This is a genomic window from Candidatus Palibaumannia cicadellinicola, from assembly GCF_002855795.1.
GTDB lineage: Bacteria > Pseudomonadota > Gammaproteobacteria > Enterobacterales > Enterobacteriaceae > Baumannia > Baumannia cicadellinicola_C.
The window spans coordinates 1-1,593 of the sequence record NZ_NJPO01000100.1; the positions used below are offsets into that span (position 1 = coordinate 1).

Sequence of the window (1,593 nt, forward strand, 5' to 3'; positions counted from 1 at the left end):
AGGTAGAGTCATTAAAAATATAAATGCGAGAGTTATTACTCCTATATGGATAAAAGAAAGATTACGCTGCAGTGGTATATCATCAGTAAATGTTATTGTAGATATAACTAATTATATTTTACTTGAATTTGGGCAACCTATGCATGCTTTTGATATAAAAAGTATCAATGGTAGTATCATTGTCAGACAAGCACAGCAAGGAGAAAAACTGATATTACTGAATGGACGTGAAGTAACTCTGACATCAAATACTCTAATAATTGCTGATGAAAGTAAAATTTTATCTATAGCAGGTATTTTAGGAGGCATAGAATCTAGTATTCAACTAACTAGCCGTAATATTTTTTTAGAATGTGCTTTTTTTAATCCTTTAGCAATAAAAGGTCGCGCACATAGCTATGGTTTACATACTGAAGCTTCAATTCGCTACGAGCGTGGTGTTGATCCAGAGCTCCCACCACAAGTAATTGAGCGTACGACAGCATTAATACTAAACATTTGTGGTGGACAGCCTGGTCCAATAATTAATATTACTAATTTAAGAGACTTGCCTAAACAAGCTACCATCACCCTACATCGGAAAAAACTGGTTCGTTTAATTGGACATGTAATACCAGATAATGTGATACATGATATTTTAGTACGAATAGGATGTACAACTATTAGTACAGCTGATGGTTGGCAAACTTTAATACCTAGTTGGCGTTTTGACATAGAAATTGAAGAAAATTTAATTAAAGAAGTAATACGGGTATATGGTTACCATAAGATACCTAATATTTCGATACAATCTAAATTATTAATTAAGCATCTTATGATGCGTAATAAAGAAACAGTATTACCATTAGAGCGAGTAAAAATATTACTAGTAGATCGTGGATATCAAGAAATTATAACCTATAGTTTTGTTGATCCTAAAATACAAGAGTTATTACTACCTGGACAAAATATGTTAGTATTACAAAACTATATTTCTCCGGAAATGTCTGCTATGCGGCTATCACTTTTTCCAGGGATTTTAAGTGCAATTGTTTATAATCAAAACCGTCAGCAGAAAAATCTCCACTTTTTTGAAAGTGGATTATGCTTTATTCCTGATGATAAAGCCGATCAAGGTATTCGTCAAGATTTACTACTAGCTGGAGCTATTACTGGATTACGTTTCGATGAGCATTGGGATCAAAAATCTCACTTAGTTGATTTTTATGATGTTAAAGGTGATATTGAGGCAATACTTGAACTGACTGGTCACATCGATGATTTTGAATTTAAAGCAAAAGAAAACAGGATATTACATCCTGGTCAAAGTGCCGCAATTTATCTGAACCATGAAATAATAGGATGGATTGGAGTTCTTCATCCTAAGTTAAAAGAACAACTGAATTTAAAGAATAGTACGTTACTATTCGAACTACTATGGGAAAAAATTACTAAGCGTAAAATTCCTAAAGCTACTTATCTTTCTCCATTTCCTACAACCAGCAGAGATATTACTCTAGTAGTAGCTGAACAAATTCCCGCTGTAGATATTATTAATGAATGTAAGTTACTTATTTCGCATAATTTATTAGCGATCAAGTTATTAAATATTTA

General features: G+C 32.4%; 1 protein-coding gene. It reads left to right on the forward strand.

Annotated elements, in window-relative coordinates; all coding sequences use genetic code 11:
• A partial coding sequence (gene pheT / locus CEX73_RS01940) for a phenylalanine--tRNA ligase subunit beta (RefSeq protein WP_101626919.1) occupies window positions 1–1,593 on the forward strand: 1,593 nt, incomplete at both ends.